Raw genomic sequence first — 23,954 nt, 5'->3', positions numbered from 1 at the left:
TAGAGTATTTGTCGCCCATCAACGACAGATGGTCAGATATCTGCATTGTTACGTGCCAGTCGTATCAAAGAGCATTGCATTTGTGTGGACTGACTATCTGTGAAGTGATATAAACCGGTCACTGCATATTTTTTTACTGATGACTTTGGTGTATCAATTAGCCAAATCTTAGACAGTCAACGAAAAACCAGGAACCCCCAGGCTCCGGCTAGAGCAAACCCAGCAGATACCCTGCACCACCCCAAAAACTGACCCAGGCGATGGCACCCAGCACATTCCAGAGATAGAAGTCCCGAAATGGCACTTCTGCAGATCCTGAAATATATCCCTGCAGCTGTCGCAGTGGCACCACAAAGCGACCGAACAGGACTATAATACTGCCGTATTTTTCAAGGAATCGGTGAGTTTTCTGTAAACGATCAGGAGTGACGCCGATCCACTTGCCATATTTGCGTAACCAGGAGATACCCACTTGCTCCGCAAGAAAATACGCGAGAAACCTGAGGTGGCCCCCCCTGGATTGGACAGCCTGCTGGAGTGATTAAGCTCTGAACCTGTTTCCATGGCGGGTCAGGCCACCAGCCTTTGTAAACCTTCTGCATAGACCACATCGGGTGTTCTGTCTCCCAGAGAGGAGTGCGGTCTTTCGGCATTATACCAGTCGAAGTAGGTCCTGAGGCCAGCTTTCAGCTCGGTTCCAGTTTCTGCTGGCCGTAGGTAGACGTGCTCGTATTTGACGGTGCGCCAAAGCCGTTCGACAAAGACGTTATCCAGGGCCCGGCCTTTGCCGTCCATACTGATTCGAATGCCGTGCTGGCGGAGTACAGAGAGGAAGGACTCCGCGGTGAACTGAGCGCCCTGATCCGTGTTGAAGATCTCGGGGGTGCCATAGCGGCGTATGGCCTCTTTCAGGGCCTCTACGCAGAAACCCGCGTCAAGACTGTTGGAAACCCGCCAGGACAACACCTTACGACTGAACCAGTCCACTACGGCTACGAGGTATTGAAATCCTCGTGCCATGGGCAGATAGGTCACATCCGCGGACCAGACCTGGTGGGGACGGTCCACCGTCACGCCACGCAACAGATAAGGATATTTTGGGTGCTGGGGGTGGGGCTTGCTGGTGTGTGGTCCGGGCGCCACCGCGGCAATGTCGAGGATACGCATGGCCCGGTGTACCGTTTTGCGGTTGACCACGACATTCTCCGCTTTCAGCATCCGATGGATCTGCCGCCTACCCATGAATGGAAAGGCGGTGTAGAGGCGATCGATCGCCCGCAACAGCCCGTCGCCCATCGGCCGAGGATGCGCGCGGTAATAGACCGTACTGCGGGGCACGCCCAAAAGAGCGCATTGCCGTTGCACAGAAACTGGGGTTTGGGCCCGGTCGATCATTTGGCGCCTTTCCCGATCCGGGACATGAGACCGGGCCTGGAGGCTAAAAAATCGCGTTCCATCTCCAGCTGTCCGATCTTCCGATACAAAGCCTGCACGTCCACGGGCTCCTCGGTCTGGGACTTTCCCCGTTCAAAGGCCGTGGCCGCATGCTCCACCAGCTGCCGGCGCCAGGCATTGATCATGGTGGGGTGTACCCCAAATTCTTGCGCCAGCTCGGCCATCGTCTTATCGCCCTGCAAGGCCACCAGGGCTACCTGCGCCTTGAATTCCGGCTTGTACTGCTTGCGTTTTCCCTTCATCCCTCGACTCCTTTCCTGAAGCCCAGAGCTTAACCCCTTGTCCAACTTTCGGGGGCCACTTCAAACATCCAGGTAAATATCGGTATTCGTTCCTGATAGGCGGTGTGCTTGCGCAAAGATCCTTCGGTTGTTAGCTGATGGTTGAAGCGAATTCTTGCGCAGCCATTGGCACGCCTTTAGAGAAGAAGTGATGACATGTGCTGATGAGTTCGGGCAGTAGACGCTGGCAGATAGACCCAAGGACACCACTACCAGTGCCAGAAGCTTCCTCCAAGCACACTTCACCGAAACTTTCTTCATGGCATATCTCCTTAAAGACAAAGCCCCCGAGTCGACAAAGGAGCGGGGGCAATTTTTGAGCCTACCCTGGTGGTGGCCCTCCCGGTGGCGGTCCTCCCGGTGGCGGTCCTCCCGGTGGCGGTCCTCCCGGTGGTGGAGGCGGCAGTGCCCCTGGCGGGGGCGGCGGTGGTGGAGGAACCCCTAAGCCCGCGAAATATGCTCCAGGCGGTGGCGGAGCACCGGCTGGTGGCGGAGGTGGCGGTGGTGCTCCCGGCGGAGGCGGCGGAGGTGGCGCCGTGTAGTACTCATAGTAATACTGCGGATAGTAGTACCACATCAGATACTGTGCGTAGAGTGGCTGTGGATAGTACTCCACATATGCTGGAGGCGGCACCCAGAAACTGTACTGAGGGTAATTGGAGAAGCCCACGGCATACCCCGGTCCGCCTAAATCCAAACTGAAGTTCAAAGGGTCAGCGTGCGCCGCCGCGACTACACCAAGCCCTGATGCGAGCAGCAGTGAGATCAGGGTTTTCTTTGCTGGCTGCAACATGAAAGATTCCTTATTCCATTACGGAATGCTTAAAACGCCGCCCCAATTCCGACCGTGCCCCGCAACAGGTTGGGTGCGCCGGCTTGGGTGAAGTCGTCATCGTGTAGGCCAACAAAAAAATTCAGATTGGCTACCAGAGGATAATAGGCAGTCACCCCCATCTGCAGCAGATTCGAGGATCGGTTATACCGCAGGGGCGGAAACCCTGTAACGTGACTGGTTTCCGAGACACCGCCTAGATATCCCAGATACCCGGTTACGTTCGCAAAAGGCAAGGAAGCTGCGGCGTACAAACCACCGCCAAGGTTGTCGAGGCTCTGAGACGATTGCGAATTCAGGTAGGCATCGTTCTCCGAAAAGCGGTTGTATTCGTAACCCAGATACGGTCCGACTGCGAGAATCGGGCTTGCTGGGAAGAGGTAACCGATTTTCAGACCAAGGGTGTTACTGTCACCGCCCGTATAGCCTTGGTAGGCTGCACCGAATTGATGGCGATACTTGGCGGTACCGAAAAGTCCATTCGAAAACAGGCTTCCCCGCAAGCCGAGGCCGCCGGTAGTGTTGCCATACTGGTTGGTGGTGCCCTGAACATTGCCGGACACGTCGATCTGATTCATGACGGAGTAAATAGATGCCTCTGCCGTTGCGGTAGCAGCGAGCAGGCCAGTGCTAATCAATACTGCGAACAACCGATTTCTTTTCATGGGATCACTCCTGTTTCACGGCTTGTGAGCAAACGCAGCAATCCTTGTGCCAATCGCAAAAACACATCTTATTTTCGATGGATACTGCGGGAGATGGTCAAGCCCTCTAGTGATTTCCTCCAAAAGTGTCGCCTGTAGGAGACGAGATCGGCTATTGATCTGTGTAAAGAGAGGCATCTCGGCGTTGAAGAGTAAGGATTTTCGCAGCCTGGCGGCAGATTTTACTGACTGGCATCTTTCCTGCTTTGGTTTGAACAGTACGATGGGAGGCAGCGATGAATAGCAAGCATTATAGCCGTACCGTTCTTTGGGGAATCCTGTTGGTCTTCTGGGCCTATTCCGCCACAAGTCTCAGTAGCGCGCGGGCCGATACGCTCAGTTTGGCTTTGGGAGTACCCCCTGCGGGTGTCTGGGTACAACCTGCAGGAGAGGATCTGTATACCGATGGCTACAGTCCGGCCTATTCCTGGCGGGCGTATCAACAGGAGAGGCGCTGGGAAAAGCGGCAACGAAAGGCGGAACATCGCTATTGGAAGGCGCGCCGTAAATATTACAAGAGGATGTACAAAGCAGAGCGAAAGTACGATCGCTCGATCTATGGGTATTGAAGGAGAACGCGAATGAACATCGATTGGCGCAAACGCAAGGGCGTGAGGCTAGTTGGTTGGTTGACCCTCCTCGGGTTGAGCCTGGGGCTCACAGGTTGTTATGCAGAAGTTTCACCACCGCCGCCGGGTCCAGGAGGAGTCTATGGGCCACCACCGCCTCCTCCTCCGCCCGGGCCAGGGGCACCTCCGTCATCCCCCCCGGGGCCACCACCACCGCCTCCCGGATACTACAACTGATGGAGAATGTGTTTCTGCGGCGACGCGGCGGTTCCAACCTCTGCCCGCCGTAGAAACGCTTCAACGGTTTTCGCGTAGGTGACTGCAGATGGTGGAAGCGGTTCTCCCGAGGCTACCCGAGTGGGGCCGGCGTTATACGCCTCCAAAGCCATAGTCAGGTTTCCGTGAAAGAGCTTGAGGAGGCTTTGCAGAAACTGCGCCCCACCCAGAATGTTCTGTTGCGTTTGCCAAGGGTTGACGTGCAAAACCTTCCATGCGGTGGCCGGCATCAGCTGCATGGGGCCAATGGCCCCAGCAAACTTGACCGCTCCAGCCTGTCCTCGACTCTCCACATAGACCACGGCAGCCAGCAACATTGGGGAAAGACCAGTCTTTTGGGATGCCAGTCTGATTGGCCTTGCAAATGACCCTGCCAAGCGATGCCACGCTTGATTCTGCTCCGACACCATAGCCTTCCATTGCAATGCAATAGGGATACCGGGTGGGGCGGGTTGCAAGGATTGGGGGAGAAAAAAGCAAAGCGGCAGCAGGACAAGCCCCTGGATTCATTGATTCCGCAGACGAAGCCTGGCCAAGCGCATGGTGATCAATCCCGAGCGCAAGAAGGAATCGTAAGGTCTGGTTCCCCGCAGATGCGATCAAAAACGGACTGCACATTTGCTGCCAGCTTGTGAAGAATAGGGTCTATAGCCCCATCTCTGGAATTTTTACTCGACACCTTGGGTATTGAGGTGTGTACCCAGACTCCCAGTGGATCCTCTCGCAGGAGCCACCGTACTGGAAGAAACATCGCCAGCACCTCTGACCGGTGAAAGAAGGTCCGGGAAATCCCCGGAAAATCCCAAAACATCACAAGAGAGTCGTTGGCAGGTCTGGCCGCTCTCCCTGACTCATCAGACGGAGGGGCATACACATAGAGGAGATGAGCTCCCCGACAGCTCATCTCTGTAATCAACGAGCCCTCGACATCCTTGATGGATCGCGGTACCTGACCCGCCAGCGGTAAACCCTCGAATGGGTGATTCATCATTGTTCATTTTGCGATAGCAAGGCCCCGGCGGCAGCTCCGGCTGCGCCGCCGACGGCAGCACCCACGGCAGGGCTCCCTCCAACCACGGCACCCATCACTGCACCGCCAGCCGCACCAATCGCCCCGCCACTCAGAGCAGATTGTTGGGTGGGGGTCATATTCGCGCATCCCGTGAGAGCGGTCAGGCACAATGCGAAAAGACAAGCCTTGCGACCATTGATGCTGATCCGGAAGGTGATGGAAGACTGAGGCCGCACCAGACCTCGCGATTTGGTAAAAGAAGACATGATGTACCCTCCTGCGTGCGTGTTGAGACATCTGTAGTCTCAGCATGTTTCGTGCCAAGATAAAAGATGCAACAATTGCCCGATGAACAGCGGAATAGGCGGCCAATATGCGAAGACAGACTGTAGCCAGATACCCACAGTAGCGAGATCACACTGATGATTTTTCGTCGTACATTGCGTCGGCTACTGCAAATCACCATTGTTCTTCTCTTGCTGATACCGCTCTCCGGATGTCTGGCTCTCATTGCACTCAATGGCGCGGGAACTGTCGCCTATTACAATCTGCCGAAGAAGGATCGCCCCTCGTTGCACATTGGGAAATAGGGAGAGTAAAATTTTTTCCAATTAACGCGAAATGACGCTATATCAAGGGACTTTATTTGACCCATTGAGTGACTGCTTTCAGTCTGTTGTCGATCACCAGCGTTTATCAGCAGCAGGCAGAGATTGCTCCACCTAATGTCGATAGGCCAACTCAGGTCAGGGTCGATTCCAGTCAATCGATCGTCGCTACAGTACGAGATCTTGACTAATAGTCCCCAATAAAAGTCGCGCAGACCGAAGCCTGGGACAACTATTATTAATAAAATCGGACCATTACAAATACTCACTCATGCACGAATATGTTCGTTTTTACTCCACATAGCGCTCGGTATGCGGCATGTCGGCTTTTGCTCTGAATCGACTGCCAACCTCCAGCAGCACCCCAGTGTTCCTTATTGTACACGGCCACGCCATCCACAAGGCCAAACTGGTCGGTGACTTCGTCGCTACCCAGGCAGGTGCGGTGTTGCCGTGGATGTGACCGTAGAGATGGATACTATCGTTCGATCTACCGGGATCCCCGCACAGCTGGTAGTAGTCAGTCTTTGACAAATTCCCCTGCAATTTAGTGCGAATTCGCATAATTCGCGTGAACTTTGGTGCAGGGATGTCCGTTTTTTGGCCTGGAGCCCAGCGTCCGTCCAAGATGCCTGGCTGAACGGATGCAGTGAAGCGCCTCTGTAATCGACAGTCAGATTCCTGATTATGCTCAATAGCATGTTGGTGTGTTTTACAACAATCGGCGGTATGATAAACCTATGGATGCCTTGCGTCTTGTAAAGCGGCGTGTCGTTCTCTCCGAGAACGCCTTTGCTGAGATCGTCATCTGGCAACTGCCAGAGCCGATGCCCGGCAGTGCCCATGCGTTCCAATATCGCTTGGCCCATGTCGTCGGCGGTCATTGTGTTCTGCGCTATGACAACGAGGCCGGCAAGGGAGACCATCGGCATGTGGGGGGATAGCGAAGAGCATTACCTGTTTTCTGATCCAGGCCAACTGATGGCAGATTTTTATGAAAGTATTGTGAGGTGGAATGATGAGCACCCTGACCATTGATGTGCGACCTTTGCGGGATGCCTTAATGGATTCGGTGCAAGCTATGGAAAGCGCGACACCCTCGGAACCCCGCCTGAGTTTCGACAGCCCGGAGTTGCTCTGGAAAGTCCTGACCGCAAAGCGCTGGGAGATCCTGAAGGTCATGACTGGGGTCGGGCCGCTGCCATTGCGGGAGATCGCCCGTCGGACAAATCGGGATGTGAAATCTGTCCACACGGATGTCCATGCCCTTCTCGATGCAGGCATCATCGACCGGGACGCGAGAGGCTTTCGGTTTCCGTATGATGCCGTGCATGTGGATTTTTTTTTGAAAGCGGGGTGAAGGATTCTGAAATCCGACGCCATGATCAACCTCCCACGAGGGAGATTCCGAAAAATTGGGCAACCGGGGTGTACCGACGTCTAGAGAGGCTTCTGCTACGTCTGCCTTTCTGTGGTTGATTCCCTGGATCGAAGGACGCCTCTTGCTGTCGTCTGCGGTAGGCTCGCCATCCGAGACTACCCCTATGCTAGGGTTCTCGCGCACCTGACATTCATGCATTCCTGCCCAAATATCCCTGCAATCGCATGCGAATTCGCATAATTCGCATACAAATTGGTGTGCGAAATGTCGGTTTTTCTCATTCTGAAGCCAATGCTTGTGGATGCCGCCTCCTTCAGATCCACGATGCTGCGGGAGGCTCTGCCCTGAACCTGACAATTTCTCTGGATAATTGTGAGGGATGGCAGCATCTGTGATGTAGACGTCCCTCTGCAGATCTGGCTGCCATACCGATGCCGAAGCAGTTACTCCTCGTCCAGTATCGAAGCCTTGCGGAGCATATAGCCCCCCACCAAGCCCACCAGAGCGCCAACCAAAACTTCCGCCAGACGCATCCCTGCGTTGAGCCACGGGGCACTGCTGTTCAAATGGGAAAAGATCACGATGAGCAGAACAGTGGAAACTACCTGCCTGCCACGGTCGTTAAATCCGACCAGCTGGCTGAAGAGCAGAGAAAGAGCCATAACCAGAGCCAGTGCGAGCATTTTCTGCGGGAAGTACAGCAGATACAGCAAGGCAGCAACGGCTCCGACCACAGTAGAACTGAGCGTCGACCAGAAACTCGCTCGCGTGTCTGCCCAATGGTCCTTGAAGACGGTGAGCACGGTAACCGCAGACCAGAGGGCACCAATCACTGCTGCTGTCACGTGTGTGGGTACCAGCTCATCCAAGCCGTAGCCCAGAAGATATCCAGCCAGCACCAGACCCGTCAAAGTGAGGCTATGTATGTATGGCCCTTTGTGATGGAGCTTTCGTCCTGCGTCGGTAAGTTGCTCCCGGGCTTGGGGGAGAAGATTCATACGGTAACCCTCTGCGGCTTGCTGCCCCCATCGTAGCGGAACAGGCACTGCCGCACGACCGGTTAGGGCTAGATCTGGCCTCACACCAACTTTTCCTGGAGAGATGGCGTCGTGCTGCTCTTGATTCCTCCTTGCTCGTGGATAGGGTCTCTGAATTCAGAGCGTTCTGAAAATCCTCGTTTTTTGGTCGTTGTCCAGTCTGCAGGTTTTTGGCTTGGATGATGGGGTAGAATAGGCTCAGACAGTGAGGGGGAATGTTGCTATGGTCGGTCTGTCAAAGTCCCGCATTCTGTTGAATCTCCAATGCCCGCGCCGGTTATGGCTCAAGTTGAATCGCCCAGAGCTCGAGCATGTAGATGAGGGGATGGATGGGCGCTTTAGGATTGGGGAAGAGGTAGGGAACACTGCCCGTCGTCAGTATCTTGACGGGGTGCTGATGGACGACGACCTCGTGATCGCCTTGCAGCAGACGCGAGTTGCAATGAACCAGCCGCCACGTCCATTGTTCGAGGCGACTTTTCAGTATGAAGGCGTTCTGGTTCGAGCCGATCTACTGCTACCGGATGAAACAGGATGGCGTATGGTCGAGGTCAAATCATCCACCAGCGTGAAGGGCTATCACCTCAACGATGCTGCCGTGCAGACCTGGGTGCTCCGACAACTGGAGATTCCGCTCGGCAAGGTGGAGTTGGCGCACATCAACAATCAGTTCGTCTATCCCGGTGGTGGCGATTACCAAGGGCTGTTTCACTATGCTGACATCACCGAGCAGGTATTGGCGTTGCAGGCAGACGTGCCCATGTGGATCGCAAACGCCCGTGTAACTGCCGGCCTTGACGCCGAACCCACGATCCAACCCGGCGCGCAGTGTACGAATCCCTTCGAGTGTTCTTTTCGCCATTATTGTGATCCGTCGGCTTTCGAGCCGATCCCGCCGCATTCCGTTCGCATCCTTCCCTACGGCGGCAATCTCGTCGAAAAGCTGCTCAGCGATGGCAAAGAAGACTTGCGGGAACTCAGCGAGGACATTTTCTCCAACTCCCGTCACCAGCGGATCTGGCGAACTATACAGCAGGGCAGGGCAGAACTCGCTCCTGAGGCCGGCGAGACCATCCGGCAACTGGACTGGCCGCGTTACTACATCGACTTCGAAACCCTGAACCCTGCCATTCCCCTCTGGGCGGGTACACGTCCCTACCAGCAGGTTCCTTTCCAGTGGTCATGCCACATCGAGACGAAAGACAACCTGAAACATACCGCCTTCCTGGCCGATGGTCTGGACGATCCGCGCCGGTCCTTCATCGAATCTTTGCTCGACACCGTAGGCAATGAAGGCCCCGTGATTGTCTACAACGCCTCGTTTGAGAGCTGTCGTCTCCAAGAGTGTGCAGAGGCCTTTCCTGATCTGGCCGAGCGCATCGAGTCCGTGATCGATCGTATCTTTGATCTGTTGCCCTTGTCCCACGACCACTACTACCACCCGGACATGCTCGGTTCCTGGTCCATCAAGGCCGTGTTGCCGACCATTGCCCCAGAACTTAGCTACGAAGGCATGACCGTGGCTCATGGCGGGGCGGCCCAGGACGCTTTTGCCGAGATCATGATGCCAGAAACGAATGAGGAGCGACGATCAGAGTTACGTCAGGCGCTATTGGACTACTGTGAGCGTGACACCCTGGCGATGGTCAGGATCGCCGATTTTTTCGCCCATCATGGGCAGCCTGTGGGGGGCACGTTGTGTTGAATCTTCCACGGCTCGTTCAGCTAAATCAACTTTCACCACGTCACCGAGAAGAATCGAAGCTCGTAGCCCCCCTAAACTGACTGGCTGCCAGAAGGAGCATGGTTATCGCAGCACGTCATGTACCAGCGACGATACACTCGTAGATGACCATCAGCACCGCAGACCTCACACGTGTGCCTGGATCGGCCACTGGCTTCATCAACCAATGCGCTCATAGCGTCGCTGAGATGTTCGCCATACCAGCGCAGCATGCCGAATTTGCTCTTGATCTGTGTTGCATAAGGATGGTGACCTGAGTCGTGCGAAATGCCTGCGGCCGTGGCCTCACCCTCTAAGACTGTAGAGAGTTGCCACAGAATATCGAACCAGCCATCATCGCACTCGAAGCCCCAGGGTAGCGCCACCCGATAGAGGGTGGGAAAAGCTTGGAGTAGGCGTCCAGTGTTGTCTTCGTTCAAGCAAACCCCTATCAAATTGCGTTATATTCTCGTCACTCGGAATCGCTTATCCCGGGAATGCCGCCATTCAGTTCACCGATGAGTAACTGCTCGTACCATTCCTGATAAATGTAAATAGTGCGGTCTATTGCTGTACGCCGGAAGATTTCAAAGTTCTTATGGCTGTCTTTATAGAAAGCAGCGCGATCATGTCCCCTGATTTCGCAGAACACGGAATTTTTCGGGATGGCGCTGGCATTGCGAATATCTTCAAAACCATTTAACTCATAATCCGTAAGCTTATCCTCAAGAAGTTCCGAATCGCCTTTGGACCTGTTCGCCTCAGCGGGCCAGAGTCGAAAATTTCCGTTGGCCTCCTTCCAGATTTTCATTGTGTTAGGTTTCTCCGTGTGTTCTCGATTTATACCCCAGAACCAAGAATTCGGGACGATGTGGTCAAAGTCCCATGGGACGTTGTGATCGGTGACGCGCTCCACCCGAGTCGGATCGAACCATGAAAAGGCTGTGCTGATGAACTTGCGTTGCGCATACATGAGTAGCCTTCTATCCGAGACCATCTTTTCCAATATTTTAGGAGCAGTATCGGGGTTGTGAGATTTGAATGCTTCTATTTGTTTATTCATCTCTTGCTTCTCGAAGTATAAATGCCAAAGTTTGTGATAGGTCGGCTCGCGCTCTGTGGAATTCAACAGCACTCTGAACTGATCAGGGCTTGGTAGACGAGCCATCGGAGCGGTTTTTCCGTTTTCTGTGTCGAGCAGTTCGCAAAAGCGTTTTTTATCAAAAAAATCTTTGAGCTCATCAGCATCTGTGTTTAAGAGCAATTTGCCAAGTATGCTTGCACAAACACTCGCGTCGTTGGCAAACCAATGGATGGCGGTGATAAAACCAAGCGTCCTTCTCCAGGATTTCCCAGCTGGTTCCTCCAACCCTGCGCACTTTAGTTTGCGCAGCCATAACAGTACGATCAGCACAAGTTCTTCATTGTGTCGCGTGATGTCAGCGGCGATTATCGGCGGCAAGGTCCACTCGCTGGCTTCTTCAGCCAACAGTCGCCACAGGTGTGCGACGATCCCGGAATTGATCAACTCCTTAACTTCTTCGGTAAATTTATTCTCAGTTTGTGCGGTAGGGTTTGACTCATTTCCCTTTTTATCTTCTGAGTCGTTATCCGCTATTACCTTTCTGAATTGAGCAATACTGAGCGCGTTTCGAACCGATGGCTCCTTGTCTTTTTCCGGATGCTCTGTCAATACGAGTCTCGTCAGCAAGGATGCCAAGCGCGCGGGGTAGGTTATCTGATGATCAGCGAGCACCTTATCGATGGTGTCAGAGGCACCGTTCCAGATCGATTTGAGCAGGGAATAGTTGATCTCCTCGCGGGTCAACGTTGTTCCGGCGGTGTTGATACGGGCGAACAGATTGTAGGCGGAATCGTTTTCGTCTTTTATATCTTCTCTAACAGCGGATCTCTGCTCCGGGCAATAAGTGCTTTGGATATGCAAAACCGGCGCAGGTAGTTCCAGCGTGGCCAGCCCATCGCGTAGTCCATTGACGAGCGCAGCGAAGACGTCGTCCACTTCTCCACTTTCTTGCAACAACATTATTACGCTCTCGAATTTACGCCTTGCTTCTTCGCTGAGATTATTGATGCACGTTACGGCGCGTAGCGACTTCACTTTCTCCCATACTGCGTTTCTGACTTCCACCACAGACGCGCCGGGAGAATCCAGCAGGACCTGCAGAATGAACGCTACGGGAACTGGGGCTTTTGCATCCCAAGGGAAAGCGATATGTGCCGGTACCTGGTGGGGCTTCAAACGATCGTTGCCCAGACAGGCTTTGAACGCCCTATGCGCCTCGCGCATGGCTGTAGCACTCAGTCTGCTGGGGCCCTCCGATGCGGCGGCGTCATCTCTGTAGCCCCAGGGGTGCGCAGTACTGGTCAAGCGGAATAAAAAGCGCCTGTCGTCGTTGAGTGTCTGTCCAATGTCCACCCAAAGGGCACGCCAGCCTTTCTTGCCTGTTTCCTGATTTTCTGTTGACGGATTTGTCCACACATCCTTGAAACCCAGAGCGATGGCAGTTGCCCGCTGCTGTCCGTCCAATAAGAAATATTGCTGTTCTCCTTTCTTTTTCTTCTGTCTTGATCCAAGGTTATCGTCTGCCCCAACCTTTCGATCTGTAGAAGATTGATATTTGTCGTTTTTCTCTTCTTGTAATTGCAACATCAGGGAGCCGATTGGGAACCCGGTGGCAATGGAGTCCCACAGTCTTTCGATCTTATTGGCATTCCAGACAAAACCGCGCTGAATGGCTGGAAGATCGGCCCATACGGAACCTTCGCTTTCAAGCAGGTGATCGAATAGTGGATCCCCGAGCCACCACCAAGCGATTTCCCTTAGCGAGAGAATTTTCGTTCTTGAGGTACCCTTATTCATATTAACTATCCTCCCAATGGATCTTGCCAGGCGCGTGCGGCGCTGCTGTATTTATCAACGCTCGAGTTGCCAACGGGCAGTAACGTTTTGGGTCTTCGGCAAATAGTGGAAGATGGGAAACAATCCAGTCACAACCACGTAGCCTGTTCCTTTGCGGGTCTCAGCGAGCTACCCAGTTTAGCGCTACCCATATAGCCTCGCCATCGACGCCGTAGTTTCTTTGAGGCGCAGCCGTAACGAGCGAGGTTCCAGCACTTTCATCTTGTCGCCAAAACTCAATATCCACCATTCCAGCGCAGGGGATGCCTCCACCTCGGCTTCCAGGGTACACCAGATCCGTCCCCGCTTGAGGATCTGTTGCTTTGTCCCGATGGGCCTTTCTTCGAACAAATGGATCAGGCCGCAATGCACTTGTAGCCGCAGCAGGATAGCCTGCCCAGGTTGGGAAAAGCGCAGTGCGGCGCGGGCAAAATCCTTCAGACAGAAGATGGCCGGCATTGGCAAGGCTGGCTCGTCCAGCAAGCGCAAGGATTGAATTCTCTGACCAGCAAACAGTAATGGATTGCCCTCCGAGGTCGCGCAGACACAGTAGAGAATACCGTCCTGCAAGACCAGTCCCCAGACACTCAGGGTATGTTCCTTGGCTTTCTGCCCGGGCGCCTGGTAGCGAAGCCATACCCGATGGTTCTGTTCGATGGCTTCCAACAGTTGCAGGAGCTGAGGCTCGGGCAATGTTGAAGCAGCCTGTATCCCGCTCGGCACCACGACGACCCGCCGTGGCCAGTCTGCCAGCGGCGAATGGGCCAGAGAGCGTTCTGCCGCCTCCCGGTAGTGCTCCCAATTGCGCAACAGACCAGAAGGAAGGAGGGGGCGAAGGACCTCGTGGCTGAGCAACAGCGTCATGGCCATCAGGCTGTCGACCCGCGGTGCTTGCAGGCCCGCAGTATCCCGGTGCCAGTACCAGCCGGGAGGATGCCCTTCGTCACAAGTGATAGGGAAGGCACTCGCTAGCCAGACCAGATCCCGCTGAACAGTGCGCACAGTGGTCTCTTCCCCCATCGATCGGAGATGATCGCGTAATTCCTGCACAGTTACTTTTCCGCGTCCCTGCAGCGGAAGCCGTTCCAGGATGCTAATCCTGCGAAAAAACTGGCCTTTTTCGCTCATATCCTCTCCTTATCACGGTGTACTGATCGCGACAGGTTTGGTCGCAGTAGGGTGGTATCGTAGCACCATCTTGGGTTGCTCAGAGAACGGGAGAACGCCACGGGCTTTGATCTATGTGAACGGGAATATTCCGGCGCCGATGTCTATCCAGGTGATCCGCTATGGCCGTGGATCCAGTATTTCGGGCTGAAGCTGTTTGTGCTGCGCGGTCGAGATCTCGGATACACTTGGTGGACGTTTGGAAAAGAAGATGCGCGTCAGCTTCTGGAGTTGGAGACCCCCAAGCAAGAGAACTGGTCGGATGAACGCAAACTGCGCCATGGCAGGCAACTCCTGTCCGAGCGGAGCAGACCTTCCAAAAAGCGCCATCCGCTGTTCAAAAATCTCTCACGGCTCGCATCTCGACTGGGGTTGAGCGAGGTGGAGCAAGACATCGTCTTGTTGGCGGCGCTATGCGACACCTATTCCCTGCTGGATAACTTACTGGAAGATACCATCGACTGGGGACTCGACCGCTTTGCTTCTCTTCTCGCCAGCGTGCTGGACAACGACATGGCGGCGATACATAGGGCACTCCTGCCAAATTCCGTGCTGCGCGGCAGTGGACTGTTGCTGGATGTCCAGCGCAAAGGCTTGGCCCTGTTGCCGGGACTCGGTGCACAACTGCTGCAGAAGCACGAAGAAGAAAGCGATCTGTTTGCACCCCTGTTTCAGACCGTTGCTCCTTCGGAACTGGGTCTCGATGCCTTCCCCCATCTCGAGCAGCACAGCGCCTTGCTGACTCGGCTCATCCAAGGCGCCTGGCGGGGAAAGCACCCAGGGGTCCATATCCATCTTCATGGCGCCCCGGGTACCGGCAAGACGGAATATGCCCGTGCACTGGCCAGTTCCCTTCAGGCAAGTCTGGTCGAGGTACGTAGCCAAAATATGCAGCAAGAGCCTATCGAGGGTGACGATCGCTTTCACGCCTATGCGTTGTGCCAGCGGATACTGGCGCGTCAGGTTCGTGGACTGATCCTATTCGATGAGGTAGAGGATGTCTTTTACGACTGGGCTCCGTGGGCGCCCCGGATCGGGCGGCACAAGGGATGGACCAATCGACTCCTGGAAGAGGCCCAGGTACCGACGATCTGGATTTCCAACAATCCGGAAGAGATCGATTCCGCCTATCGGCGGCGCATGATCTACGAAATTGCCTTTCGCCTGCCTCCCAAACGGGTGCGTCGGCAAATCCTCCGGCACCACTGGGAAAACCATGCACTCCCCGCCGATTCCCTGCCGGAATTTGTTCTCGAAGCCGATCTGCAACCCCGGGATCTCCGGCAATTGGCTACTGCGTTACAGCTCGTACAGCCCACGGCGGAAGAGCAGCTAAAGGTCATCACGCAGATGCTCCGACAACGGGGCCACCGGGTGCCGACTCCTTCGAAGATCCCGTTCGATCTGCATCTGATCGAGTGCGAGCAGGATCTGCCCAAGCTCTTGCAGGAGCTCTCGGATACCGAGGATGCCCGCATCCTGCTGCAAGGTCCGCCAGGGACAGGGAAAACGGCCTTCGCCCGGCACTTGTCGGAAAGACTCCATCGCGATCTGCATCACAAGACCGCCTCTGATCTCCTGAGCAAATATGTCGGTGGCACGGAACAGCGTCTGGCGGAAGCCTTTCAGACGGCAGAGGGGAATATCCTCTTTCTCGATGAGGCCGACAGCTTCCTCTCCCCCCGAGAGAGCGCGCAGCACTCCTGGGAAGTGAGCATGGTCAACGAGCTACTCCAGCAGATGGAGCGCTTCACCGGTATCCTGATCATGGCTACCAACCTGCGCGATCGCCTGGATCCCGCAGTGTTTCGGCGATTTGATTGGGAGCTGCATTTCGCATCACTGCGGCTAGAGAAACGAGCCGCACTCCTGCGCAGACTCGCGAAAGCATACGAAGTAGTGTTGGAAGAGCGCGATGCACAACGCGCAGCAGAGGAATTGGAGGGATTGGTACCCGCGGATCTGGCGGTCTTCCAGCGTCGCCACCGACAGCGCGGTATCGATACCGTGCAGGAACTGCTGCAAGAACTGAAAGTGCTGATCGCACAGCGCCACAGCAGTACCCAGCGCCCCGTTGGATTTACCGCAAAGGCCACGACTATTTGTCATTGAGGAGAAAGACCCATGGAAAGGAAAAGCAGTCATTCGGAATTAGTGGACAGCATCGTTGAGATTTATTGCCGAAAAGATGAAGTGACCCATCGCACTGGCTATGGAGTAATCATCAGGACCGGAGACAAGCCCCATGTCCTCACTGCCAGTCATGTGCTTGAGGAAGACGAGGAGGGCGAGGTTTGGGATGCGGTTCATCCAGAGGTTGCCCAAGACTTTGGCTTTCATAGCGCTGCGCGCATGCTCTGGAAAGGTGGCGGACGCGGGCTGCGCCGATCAGAGGAGAATGACTTGGTCCTCATGCCCCTTGCAGAAAGCGCCGGAATTGCGATCGACGTAGTCACGATCGCCGACCTGTTGACACCCGCATTCATTGCCTGTATTGCCTACGTACCGAAAGACGACTACTTGGTCAAACGGTTGGATGCCATGGCAGGGTTAATAGAGCAGGAAGACAGCAGAGGATATCGCCTCTCTTGCGAGGGACGAGAGGGTATGTCAGGAGCTCCAGTCTTTGTGCGCGACAGAGATAGCGGGGATTATCGTCTCCTCGGTATCTACACAGGGACACCGCGAACCACGCCGCTCACCCGGGCGAACATCGAGAAGCACGCCTTTGCAACCAAGATTGGCGAGTTTTTGCGCGGTGCGTAGTCAAATTGGTTTTTTCACGCATACAAGGAGAAACGGTTATGTTTAAAGGGAAGACAAATATTACTGCCACTTGGATCAGTAAAGATGGCGAAATGGAATTGGAAGGTTTTTATCATTCTGTGGGCAACCCTGTCGTTAATAAGGATAAGGAAGAAAATGAGACTTGCCGGTTTCACCTGGTAAATGTTCACGACCATGACGACAACTTTGATATTGTTATCTTGGATAAAAAAGAAAGAGTAACATTTAGGGCGGACTGCTATGAAGAGAATAAAGAATATCCTTTGAATAGATTTGATTCAAAGGATGGTAATGAAATAATTCTGGTTAGCCAGGATAAATCGGAGATCATATACTTTCATCTGTTTTGATAAAGTTTCTGAATGGATGAGCGATGAAGAAAATAGAATCATTTTGATCTGTAATAAAAATGATTGCGCTACCATCGTTGGTCAAGATAAAAGAATAAATTGAGTTGCAATAAGCCCTGAGAGCGTCACTACTGGCGCTCTTCATTGTGCTTACAGTATTCTTTAATCTACTCTTTCGCTGGAAAATGACAACGCCAGCGGCCCAGGCGCTGTCATCGATGACACTGATGTCACCATTCAAGAAGGTCTCAGAGCACTGAGCTTGTCCAGCGATAGTGGATGCGCAATCCTCAAGATCCTCGCCAAATTTTTCTAGGCTTTTCTTTGCGTTCAAAGTTGTTCTGTCTTCGAAAGAAGTATAAAATGAAAACATTGAAAATTGCATTGAGTTATTAGGATTTCCTCCAAGAGAATATGCCAGTCTTTCCAAGTCCTGTTTAACAACTCTTACTTGCCATGGCCTAACCTTTACTTCAATGGGCGCCACTGGTAAGAGTTCATCCTTGTCGTTCGTTTGGTTGCCCCAAAGAAGTATGTCGAACTTCCCTGCTGGCCGCAGCCTGTTTGGGATACGGCCGCGTTGTGTAGCGCCCGCATCCCTTAATGTATCTCTGACATTGCATTCCAGTTCGATGTAACTAACTTTTTCATGCTTAAATAATGCGTGCGCAATGGCTGTAGTGGTAAAATATTCGGGTGCCTCCCACAACCAGCTACCTCCACTCATTTCGAGATATTCTTGATGAGCGTTTTCAATAGCTGATACGACGATTCTGGCTAATTCCGTTGCTGACATATTTCTAAACTCCTTGATCAATTTGGGAGAAAAATAATGAGCGTGTCATTGGACTTTTTGACGGCAGGGGACAATGACCAATGTATATCTGGTCATATGGAACTGAAAAATCTTGCCAGATTGCCTCAGGCCACTGATGCGGAAATGTCATTTTTTGCCTGTACTGCTCGGGCTGTTCAGGAAAATTGGTAGATTGTGGGAGTTGACGAGCACGAGCATCAGTCAAAGTCTCCTTACAATACCAACTGTTTATAGCGGAAAAGCCACCTTCCGGGCATTGCAAAAATTCCTATATGCTCTGGTGTCGGATGGAATCGAAAGATGTAGCGTCCTGCGTACTTCCCATCAGCCTGAATACGATAGCCAACGATGACGCCACCATGGTGGGACGTTTCCGATTGCGCCATATGCAGGTAGAGATGGCCACCCACCAAGGCATCCGCATTCTTCTGACCAATGCGCCACCAGTATCCACTCTCAAAATCATCTGTGTTCGCTACAGGCCAGACATGCCCGATTTTATCGAGAAGATGTATCCTGGGGCGTGGAAGCATGGTCGTCTCCCTAGTTGTGCTATTGTTAGGTGCAGAAAATCTCATTGAAAATACAGCTTGATATGCAAGTTTACCAAAATGCATTTTGACCATTTGCGCTCTGGTTTAGGCGCTCGCGATGCTGCCATTCCATACGCTGCCATGCGTAACTCCTATTCAGTACTCTACATATGGCTTTATATCTACCAAAAGTCTTGCTTATACCAAGTATACCGCTCAGCAGGATCGGATAAAATCGCGATGGTGTAGACTGAGAGCTTGGAGCCGTCCTCCTCGCCCAGCATCCATGACAATCCGAGCCAAATTGGCTAACTCTTTAGGGTGCTTTGTCGGTGGAATGGCCAAGAGGCATCCTTGGGAGAGATCTGCCCTGCCAGCGCAGGGTAAAACCGGTAGAATGCCCTGGAAAGATTGCGGAGGTCTGTACGCATGGAAGAAATCATCTGTCCTCACTGCCACAAGGCATTTACCGTTGATGGTGCCGGCTATGCCGAGATTCTGCGGCAGGTTCGTGACAAGGACTTTGAGCGGCAGATACACGATCGTCTGGAAGCGGCCCAGCGCGAGAGCCGGATCGCCTTGTCCCTGGCAAAGCAGGAGGCCGAAGCAGCCAAACAACAATTGCTTGCCGGGAAAGAGCTGCAAGTGCAGCAATTGCGAGCGCAACTGGAGGCCAGCGTGGCCGAACAACGGCTGGCAATTTCCCAGGCAGTGGAATCTGCCAAGGAAGAGGTGCGTCAGTTGCAGTCGAAACTGGAGCAGCAGGAGGCAATCCGCCAGAGCGAGTTGGCCAAGGCAGTGCAGGAGGCGCTGGCAGAAAAGCAGCGTCTGCAATTACAACTGGAACAGCAGGAATTGCTGCGTCGACAGGCGGTGCTGGAGGCCGTGACCAAGGTGGAGAAGGAACGGGACGCCCTGCGTGCGGATCTGCAACGCATCGAGGTAGAAAAGAGCCTTTCGGAAAAGAGTCTGGCGGAGCAATACCGCCTGCAACTGCAAGAACGGGATGCGACCATCCTGCAACTGCGGGACATGAAGGCCAAGCTCTCCACCAAGATGCTTGGCGAGACCCTGGAACAGCATTGCGAGATCGAATTCAATCGGCTTCGTCCTGCTGCATTCCCCAACGCCTATTTCGAGAAGGACAACGATATCCGTACTGGCAGCAAGGGGGATTATATCTTTCGGGAGAACACCCCAGACGGGATAGAAATCCTCTCCATCATGTTTGAGATGAAGAACGAGGGCGACGAGACGGCCAGCAAGAAGCGCAATGAGGACTTCTTCAAAGAGCTGGACAAGGACCGGCGGGAGAAAGGCTGCGAATATGCCGTGCTGGTCTCCTTGCTGGAAGCTGATAGCGAGCTCTATAACGGCGGCATCGTTGACGTCAGCCATCGCTATCCCAAGATGTACGTCATTCGCCCACAGTTCTTCATTCCCATGATTACCCTGCTGCGCAATGCCGCGCAGAATGCTGTTCAGTACAAAACCGAGCTGGCGCTGGTCAGGGCCCAGGATATCGACGTCACGCATTTCGAAGAAAAGCTGGAGCAGTTCAAGGACGGATTCTCCAAGAACTACGAGCTGGCTTCTCGTCGCTTCCAGACTGCCATCGACGAAATCGACAAATCGATTGACCATCTGCAAAAAACCAAGGAAGCCCTGCTAGGTTCGGAGCGAAACCTGCGTCTCGCAAACGACAAGGCCCAGGACGTGACGGTCAAGAAGCTGACTCGGGGGAACCCCACCATGAAGGCGAAGTTTGCGGCACTGTCGGATGGTTCTGGCGAAGGTTGATCAGGATATACCAAGATAAGCAGCGTTGGGATCGGATGGCTCTGCGCGGAAGACATTTTACTCGCGCGTGAGCATCACTTCCCGGCCACCATTGAGGTGGCCCCCCCTGGATTGGACAGCCTGCTGGAGTGATTAAGCTCTGAACCTGTTTCCATGGCGGGTCAGGCCACCAGCCTTTGTAAACCTTCTGCATAGACCACATCGGGTGTTCTGTCTCCCAGAGAGGAGTGCGGTCTTTCGGCATTATACCAGTCGAAGTAGGTCCTGAGGCCAGCTTTCAGCTCGGTTCCAGTTTCTGCTGGCCGTAGGTAGACGTGCTCGTATTTGACGGTGCGCCAAAGCCGTTCGACAAAGACGTTATCCAGGGCCCGGCCTTTGCCGTCCATACTGATTCGAATGCCGTGCTGGCGGAGTACAGAGAGGAAGGACTCCGCGGTGAACTGAGCGCCCTGATCCGTGTTGAAGATCTCGGGGGTGCCATAGCGGCGTATGGCCTCTTTCAGGGCCTCTACGCAGAAACCCGCGTCAAGACTGTTGGAAACCCGCCAGGACAACACCTTACGACTGAACCAGTCCACTACGGCTACGAGGTATTGAAATCCTCGTGCCATGGGCAGATAGGTCACATCCGCGGACCAGACCTGGTGGGGACGGTCCACCGTCACGCCACGCAACAGATAAGGATATTTTGGGTGCTGGGGGTGGGGCTTGCTGGTGTGTGGTCCGGGCGCCACCGCGGCAATGTCGAGGATACGCATGGCCCGGTGTACCGTTTTGCGGTTGACCACGACATTCTCCGCTTTCAGCATCCGATGGATCTGCCGCCTACCCATGAATGGAAAGGCGGTGTAGAGGCGATCGATCGCCCGCAACAGCCCGTCGCCCATCGGCCGAGGATGCGCGCGGTAATAGACCGTACTGCGGGGCACGCCCAAAAGAGCGCATTGCCGTTGCACAGAAACTGGGGTTTGGGCCCGGTCGATCATTTGGCGCCTTTCCCGATCCGGGACATGAGACCGGGCCTGGAGGCTAAAAAATCGCGTTCCATCTCCAGCTGTCCGATCTTCCGATACAAAGCCTGCACGTCCACGGGCTCCTCGGTCTGGGACTTTCCCCGTTCAAAGGCCGTGGCCGCATGCTCCACCAGCTGCCGGCGCCAGGCATTGATCATGGTGGGGTGTACCCCAAATTCTTGCGCCAGCTCGGCCATCGTCTTATCGCCCTGCAAGGCCACCAGGGCTACCTGCGCCTTGAATTCCGGCTTGTACTGCTTGCGTTTTCCCTTCATCCCTCGACTCCTTTCCTGAAGCCCAGAGCTTAACCCCTTGTCCAACTTTCGGGGGCCACTTCACATCGCCGATCTTTATGCCCCGGACACCATGCCCGCTGACCTGCGCGCCACCCATGATCGTAATGACGAAGTGCTGGAGCGCATCTATATCGGTCGGCGCTTCAAGAACTACACCGAACGGCTGGAAAAGCTGTTTGAGCTCTATACGAAGATGACGGCCGGTGCTGCGACTCCTGTGGCAAGCAAGAGCAAGGCGCTCAAGCGCCGCAGTGCGGGTGCATAAGCGGTCTGGCCTTGTCGCCTGACGGTGGTTATTCTTACCAGAATCGTATCGATATTTCAGGAGCATGATCCATGGCAGCCAGCGCGACTTTATCGAGCAAGTTTCAGATTTCTCTGCCAAAGGCGGTGCGTGAGGCGCAGCACTGGCAGGCCGGGCAGGAGTTTGTGTTCATCCCCAAGGGCAAGGGCGTGTTGCTGATGCCGGTGCCAGAACTGGGGGATTTGGCGGGTATTGCCGAAGGTGCCCACACCGACGCCGTGCGTGACCGCGAGGATCGTTATTGATGGCGGCAACGTCCTGTGTGGTTGATACCTCGGCTTGGATCGAGTGGTTGGTCGGTTCTGCGCTTGGCCAGCGCTTGCGCCCGCATTTTCCGGTTGACGGGCTGGCCGGTGTGTCATTATTCAGCAAAACCGAAGCGCCGCGTGATTGAGAGATTCGCCATAAATCAGGGTATACCTGGTGATCGAGCGCCTGTCGCAGGACTGTGCTTTGATCCAGGGCGATCTGCCTGGCAGCCAATATCTGCCAAGCATTGCGAAGATGAAGCAGGAGAATGCCAAGGATCTCAAGGGACCACGTAACCGTGACACTCACAACAGCGCTACGTCCTGGCGTTGCTCGGGCGTCTTGCACCAAGCTTTCTTGCCTTGGCTCTAGTTTGATGCCAAGCATCTATTATTTGTCTACTAGCAAAGAAAAAGGCACTTGGGCGATATGCCTAAGTGCCTGTTTAACTTGGTGCCGTTGAGGGGAATCGAACCTCTGACCTACTGATTACGAATCTAATTATTGCTTTTCAAAAACAATTAGTTATAAAGTATTCAATGCATTACTTGTCTCTCTATGCCTCTGTTTGTCTCTGTCTGCCTCTGCGTAAAGTTTCTTTTTGCACCCTGTTTTTGCACCACTTCCAACAGACTGATACGCTATCAGTGAGTCATTCTTCTGGTGCAAAAGTGGTGCAGTATGGCGAGTATCTACAAGCGGGGCAAATACTGGCGAGCGCAGGTACGCCGAACTGGGTATCCCACTCTCAACGCCACATTCGATACCAAAGAAGATGCAGCCCTGTGGGCTGCGAAGAAAGAGAAGGAAATCGCAGAGCACGCACCAGAGCGCATCACGCAGCGAATCAAGGCACGGGAGTTCACTTTCCGGCAGGCACTGGAGCGATATGCGAGCCAAGTGTTGCCCAGTAAAAGTCCGAAGACCCAGAAGGTCGAGACCACATTCATTCGGAATTTGCTGGCCAGCGAGTTTGCCTCGCTTGCTCTAGTCGATATCGGCGGCGCCAGGCTTTCTGCACAGGTTCAACAGTGGCAGGAACAGAAGAGCTGGGGAGCCAACACGATCCGCTTACACCTCGCTGTGGTTTCTCATCTATTCAACATTGCGCGCAAAGAATGGGATATGCCAGCGCTGGTGAATCCGGTCGAGCTGATTCGCAAGCCCAGGTTGCCCAGAGGCCGAGAGCGCCGTTTGGTCGGAGATGAGGAAGAGCGACTCTTGGCCACGTGTGAGGCCACAAACCCGGAGCTTGCGGAAATCGTTCGCTTTGCCATTGAGACCGCGATGCGGCAGGGGGAAATTCTGGATCTCACCTGGAATAACATCGACCTGCGGGCGCACACGGCCTTCCTGGAAGATACGAAAAATGGAGAATCCCGGATTGTGCCGCTGTCCATGGTTGCGCAAGAGTGCCTGGAAAGGCAGCGGGTGCGCAATCCTGGCTCAGGCCGTGTCTGGACCTACACGGCAGATGGGTTACGCGCAAGCTACTTCAAGGCGGTCAGAAAGGCTGGAATTGTCGGGCTGACTTTCCATGATCTCCGTCATGAGGCCACCAGTCGTCTCTGTGAGAGGGGGTTGCCGATCATGACCGTACAGGCTATAACTGGTCACAAGTCAACGCAGATGCTGAAGCGGTATACCCATATTTCGGCGAAGGCGTTGGTGGAGGCGGTTCGAGCTTAGGATTTCGAGCTGCACTTTTTTAACTGACGCATTGGCCTCAATTAGCGAAAACTTTAGCTGGATGGAGGTGGCAGCAAGTGGTAGGCGTGCTGTGCAAGCGGTCGTTCACATGTGGGTTAGGAAAGGCTATTATGGGTTGTAAGCGGGTATT

Annotated in this window: 25 protein-coding genes and 1 pseudogene; 13 read left to right on the top strand and 13 right to left on the bottom strand. The window is 54.2% G+C overall.

Annotation, left to right across the window (positions count from 1 at the left end; all coding sequences use genetic code 11):
* Nucleotides 1-208: 208 nt before the first annotated feature.
* The 4 genes and pseudogenes from MQE22_RS08980 to MQE22_RS08965 form a co-directional block, all read right to left on the bottom strand.
* Nucleotides 209-487, bottom strand: a pseudogene (locus MQE22_RS08980) (DedA family protein); the annotation flags it as partial.
* 83 nt (nt 488-570) lie between these two features.
* A protein-coding gene (locus MQE22_RS08975) for an IS3 family transposase (RefSeq protein ID WP_404813819.1) occupies nt 571-1,697 on the bottom strand; the annotation gives its coding sequence in 2 pieces (ribosomal slippage) (nt 571-1,428 and nt 1,431-1,697; 1,125 coding nt in all).
* Between the two features lie 60 nt (nt 1,698-1,757).
* Nucleotides 1,758-1,997, bottom strand: coding sequence for a hypothetical protein (locus MQE22_RS08970; protein WP_215871758.1), 240 nt, complete (start codon nt 1,995-1,997; stop codon nt 1,758-1,760).
* Nucleotides 1,998-2,558: 561 nt separating this feature from the next.
* Nucleotides 2,559-3,233 (bottom strand): hypothetical protein, encoded by a 675-nt coding sequence (locus tag MQE22_RS08965; RefSeq protein WP_215871757.1) that lies wholly within the window; start codon nt 3,231-3,233, stop codon nt 2,559-2,561.
* A gap of 275 nt (nt 3,234-3,508) precedes the next feature.
* Between MQE22_RS08965 and MQE22_RS08960 the strand changes: the two genes are divergently transcribed.
* Complete coding sequence (locus tag MQE22_RS08960; RefSeq protein WP_215871756.1) at nt 3,509-3,841, top strand: hypothetical protein; 333 nt, start codon at nt 3,509-3,511, stop codon at nt 3,839-3,841.
* Nucleotides 3,842-4,068: 227 nt separating this feature from the next.
* Here MQE22_RS08960 and MQE22_RS08955 read toward each other — a convergent pair whose 3' ends face one another.
* Together MQE22_RS08955 and MQE22_RS08950 are read right to left on the bottom strand one after the other, a co-directional pair.
* Complete coding sequence (locus MQE22_RS08955; protein WP_215871755.1) at nt 4,069-4,527, bottom strand: lytic transglycosylase domain-containing protein; 459 nt, start codon at nt 4,525-4,527, stop codon at nt 4,069-4,071.
* Nucleotides 4,528-5,104: 577 nt separating this feature from the next.
* Entirely contained in the window at nt 5,105-5,395 is a 291-nt protein-coding gene (locus MQE22_RS08950; protein ID WP_215871754.1) for a YMGG-like glycine zipper-containing protein, read from the bottom strand.
* A gap of 156 nt (nt 5,396-5,551) precedes the next feature.
* Here MQE22_RS08950 and MQE22_RS08945 point away from each other — a divergent pair, with 156 nt between their 5' ends.
* The 3 genes from MQE22_RS08945 (at nt 5,552) to MQE22_RS08935 (ending at nt 7,097) form a co-directional block, all read left to right on the top strand.
* Complete coding sequence (locus MQE22_RS08945; protein WP_215871753.1) at nt 5,552-5,719, top strand: hypothetical protein; 168 nt, start codon at nt 5,552-5,554, stop codon at nt 5,717-5,719.
* Nucleotides 5,720-6,477: 758 nt separating this feature from the next.
* The gene (locus MQE22_RS08940; protein ID WP_226827504.1) at nt 6,478-6,681 is read left to right on the top strand and encodes a toxin-antitoxin system TumE family protein; all 204 of its coding nucleotides are present in this window, start codon (nt 6,478-6,480) and stop codon (nt 6,679-6,681) included.
* A 71-nt stretch (nt 6,682-6,752) separates the two neighbouring features.
* Complete coding sequence (locus MQE22_RS08935) at nt 6,753-7,097, top strand: HVO_A0114 family putative DNA-binding protein (protein WP_226827502.1); 345 nt, start codon at nt 6,753-6,755, stop codon at nt 7,095-7,097.
* 464 nt (nt 7,098-7,561) lie between these two features.
* Here the strand turns inward: MQE22_RS08935 and MQE22_RS08930 are convergent, their stop codons facing one another.
* On the bottom strand, nt 7,562-8,116 hold the full coding sequence (locus MQE22_RS08930; protein ID WP_215871751.1) for an FUSC family protein: 555 nt from the start codon (nt 8,114-8,116) through the stop codon (nt 7,562-7,564).
* Nucleotides 8,117-8,552: 436 nt separating this feature from the next.
* On the opposite strand from MQE22_RS08930, the gene MQE22_RS08925 reads away from it, so the two are divergent.
* Nucleotides 8,553-9,860 (top strand): DUF2779 domain-containing protein, encoded by a 1,308-nt coding sequence (locus MQE22_RS08925; RefSeq protein WP_255789656.1) that lies wholly within the window; start codon nt 8,553-8,555, stop codon nt 9,858-9,860.
* A 71-nt stretch (nt 9,861-9,931) separates the two neighbouring features.
* On the opposite strand, the gene MQE22_RS08920 is transcribed toward MQE22_RS08925, so the two are convergent.
* The 3 genes from MQE22_RS08920 to MQE22_RS08910 all read right to left on the bottom strand — a co-directional run bounded on the left by MQE22_RS08920 (nt 9,932) and on the right by MQE22_RS08910 (nt 13,926).
* Nucleotides 9,932-10,318, bottom strand: coding sequence for a hypothetical protein (locus MQE22_RS08920; protein WP_215871749.1), 387 nt, complete (start codon nt 10,316-10,318; stop codon nt 9,932-9,934).
* A 32-nt stretch (nt 10,319-10,350) separates the two neighbouring features.
* A complete protein-coding gene (locus MQE22_RS08915; RefSeq protein WP_215871748.1) occupies nt 10,351-12,759 on the bottom strand; it encodes a DUF262 domain-containing protein in 2,409 nt (802 codons plus the stop codon).
* 183 nt (nt 12,760-12,942) lie between these two features.
* Nucleotides 12,943-13,926 carry a helix-turn-helix transcriptional regulator gene (locus tag MQE22_RS08910; RefSeq protein WP_215871747.1) on the bottom strand — a complete coding sequence of 328 codons (984 nt, stop codon included), beginning with the start codon at nt 13,924-13,926 and terminating at the stop codon, nt 12,943-12,945.
* Nucleotides 13,927-14,001: 75 nt separating this feature from the next.
* Between MQE22_RS08910 and MQE22_RS08905 the strand changes: the two genes are divergently transcribed.
* The 3 genes from MQE22_RS08905 to MQE22_RS08895 are packed head-to-tail and all read left to right on the top strand — an operon-like array spanning nt 14,002 to nt 17,102.
* Complete coding sequence (locus tag MQE22_RS08905) at nt 14,002-16,077, top strand: AAA family ATPase (RefSeq protein ID WP_215871746.1); 2,076 nt, start codon at nt 14,002-14,004, stop codon at nt 16,075-16,077.
* Between the two features lie 12 nt (nt 16,078-16,089).
* Nucleotides 16,090-16,731, top strand: coding sequence for a trypsin-like peptidase domain-containing protein (locus tag MQE22_RS08900; protein WP_215871745.1), 642 nt, complete (start codon nt 16,090-16,092; stop codon nt 16,729-16,731).
* A 38-nt stretch (nt 16,732-16,769) separates the two neighbouring features.
* On the top strand, nt 16,770-17,102 hold the full coding sequence (locus tag MQE22_RS08895) for a hypothetical protein (protein WP_215871744.1): 333 nt from the start codon (nt 16,770-16,772) through the stop codon (nt 17,100-17,102).
* Here the strand turns inward: MQE22_RS08895 and MQE22_RS08890 are convergent.
* Together MQE22_RS08890 and MQE22_RS08885 are read right to left on the bottom strand one after the other, a co-directional pair.
* Nucleotides 17,080-17,898: a hypothetical protein gene (locus tag MQE22_RS08890; protein WP_215871743.1), complete on the bottom strand. Its 819-nt coding sequence runs from the start codon at nt 17,896-17,898 to the stop codon at nt 17,080-17,082. The two genes, MQE22_RS08895 and MQE22_RS08890, sit on opposite strands and share 23 nt — an antisense overlap.
* A gap of 233 nt (nt 17,899-18,131) precedes the next feature.
* A complete protein-coding gene (locus tag MQE22_RS08885; RefSeq protein WP_215871742.1) occupies nt 18,132-18,545 on the bottom strand; it encodes a hypothetical protein in 414 nt (137 codons plus the stop codon).
* A gap of 336 nt (nt 18,546-18,881) precedes the next feature.
* Here MQE22_RS08885 and MQE22_RS08880 point away from each other — a divergent pair, with 336 nt between their 5' ends.
* Nucleotides 18,882-20,252, top strand: coding sequence for a DUF2130 domain-containing protein (locus MQE22_RS08880; protein WP_215871741.1), 1,371 nt, complete (start codon nt 18,882-18,884; stop codon nt 20,250-20,252).
* A 161-nt stretch (nt 20,253-20,413) separates the two neighbouring features.
* Here MQE22_RS08880 and MQE22_RS08875 read toward each other — a convergent pair.
* Nucleotides 20,414-21,540 (bottom strand): IS3 family transposase gene (locus tag MQE22_RS08875; RefSeq protein WP_404813819.1). Its coding sequence is split into 2 segments (ribosomal slippage): nt 20,414-21,271 and nt 21,274-21,540, totalling 1,125 coding nucleotides; the frame shifts between segments, so codons are not numbered across the junction.
* A gap of 37 nt (nt 21,541-21,577) precedes the next feature.
* Between MQE22_RS08875 and MQE22_RS08870 the strand changes: the two genes are divergently transcribed.
* The 4 genes from MQE22_RS08870 (at nt 21,578) to MQE22_RS08855 (ending at nt 23,803) form a co-directional block, all read left to right on the top strand.
* Nucleotides 21,578-21,826, top strand: coding sequence for a type IIL restriction-modification enzyme MmeI (locus tag MQE22_RS08870; protein WP_226827868.1), 249 nt, complete (start codon nt 21,578-21,580; stop codon nt 21,824-21,826).
* A gap of 71 nt (nt 21,827-21,897) precedes the next feature.
* The gene (locus MQE22_RS08865; RefSeq protein ID WP_215871848.1) at nt 21,898-22,110 is read left to right on the top strand and encodes an AbrB/MazE/SpoVT family DNA-binding domain-containing protein; all 213 of its coding nucleotides are present in this window, start codon (nt 21,898-21,900) and stop codon (nt 22,108-22,110) included.
* A 178-nt stretch (nt 22,111-22,288) separates the two neighbouring features.
* Nucleotides 22,289-22,486: a hypothetical protein gene (locus tag MQE22_RS08860; protein ID WP_215871846.1), complete on the top strand. Its 198-nt coding sequence runs from the start codon at nt 22,289-22,291 to the stop codon at nt 22,484-22,486.
* A gap of 309 nt (nt 22,487-22,795) precedes the next feature.
* Nucleotides 22,796-23,803: an integrase gene (locus MQE22_RS08855; protein WP_255789653.1), complete on the top strand. Its 1,008-nt coding sequence runs from the start codon at nt 22,796-22,798 to the stop codon at nt 23,801-23,803.
* Nucleotides 23,804-23,954: the final 151 nt, after the last annotated feature.

Origin of the sequence: Acidithiobacillus sp. YTS05 (genome assembly GCF_024396695.1) — a bacterium.
GTDB classification, from domain to species: Bacteria; Pseudomonadota; Gammaproteobacteria; order Acidithiobacillales; family Acidithiobacillaceae; genus Igneacidithiobacillus; species Igneacidithiobacillus copahuensis.
This window is presented reverse-complemented; position numbering and strand designations above follow the sequence as displayed.